The sequence below is a fragment of the Moorena sp. SIO3I6 genome (assembly GCF_010672095.1).
On record NZ_JAAHHU010001668.1, the window covers coordinates 1 to 1085 of the forward strand.

The 1085-nt window shown below is 42.7% G+C and carries 3 protein-coding genes; 2 read left to right on the forward strand and 1 reads right to left on the reverse strand.

The window, feature by feature from the left end:
* Window positions 1-526 (forward strand): IS200/IS605 family accessory protein TnpB-related protein (locus F6K49_RS52150; RefSeq protein ID WP_293110910.1); only part of this gene is annotated, 526 nt, incomplete at its 5' end.
* A gap of 73 nt (window positions 527-599) precedes the next feature.
* Window positions 600-821, forward strand: coding sequence for a hypothetical protein (locus F6K49_RS52155; protein WP_293063697.1), 222 nt, complete (start codon window positions 600-602; stop codon window positions 819-821).
* A 104-nt stretch (window positions 822-925) separates the two neighbouring features.
* Here F6K49_RS52155 and F6K49_RS52160 read toward each other — a convergent pair whose 3' ends face one another.
* A complete protein-coding gene (locus F6K49_RS52160; protein WP_293110912.1) occupies window positions 926-1069 on the reverse strand; it encodes a hypothetical protein in 144 nt (47 codons plus the stop codon).
* Window positions 1070-1085: the final 16 nt, after the last annotated feature.

A 1085-nucleotide genomic window follows, 5' to 3' on the forward strand; every position in this document is an offset into this window, starting at 1 on the left:
AGCAATCAATAAAGAAGAAAGTTTAATCATTACCCGATGCCTTAAAAAACGAATGGGAAATATAGTTATTGGTTGGAATGAGCGACAAAAAGATTCGATAAATATAGGGAGGCGTGGTAACCAAAACTTTGTAGTTATCCCAACAAAAAGATTAATCAATAGACTTGAACAACTTTGTTCTGAATATGGTGTCAAATTAACAATAACTGAAGAGTCGTATACAAGCAAAGCGTCTTTCCTGGATGATGACCCATTACCAACACACGGTGAAAAACCCAGTGGATGGAAGCCATCAGGTAAAAGGGTGAGACGTGGAATGTATAAAACCTCTAATGGATGGCTCATCAATGCTGATTGCAACGGAGCCGCCAATATTGCCAAAAAAGTAGCCACACAGTTAGGTCTCGATCTAACCAAGGTGGGTAGAGGGAGCTTGACACTCCCACATCGTTATGATTTGTTTAGTTCTCTTTCTAGATCATATCGAACAAGATGTGGAGCGGCACGGTTTCAACCTGCCGCGTAACAACCTTGTATAATCCCCTTCTTTTAAGTGGGGGAGATGTCAATTAGCCTACGCTCCAGAAATTGCCCAAGTGATGCTACGGCGTCAACAAGCTCAAGCAATCATCGCAGCTCGTCAAGAAATTATCGAAGGTGCCTTGAGCATGGTAGAAATGTCCATCAAGCGGCTAAACGATCACCAAATTATCGAGCTAGACCAGGAAACAAAAGCAGCAATGATTAACAATTTGCTAGTGGTTTTGACTGCTGAGCAAAATATACAACCTGTGGTCAATACTGGTAGTCTTAAACTCTAAGCTATCAGCTATCAGCCATCAGCTTAAGCGCTACGCGCACGCTACGCGAACAGCTATTAGCTATTAGCTTTTGAATAAAATAAGCACCTCAAGTAGCGTGAGCCTTAGGCTGACCGCTGACCGCTGACCACTGACGGCTGACCGCTGACCGCTGACCGCTGACCGCTGACCACTAAAGGTAAAGCTGTTACTTGACCATAACTTTCGGGAATTCTATCAATAGAAACTCTAATAGTTTTCAGCTTCATCAGGTAATCAAACTAT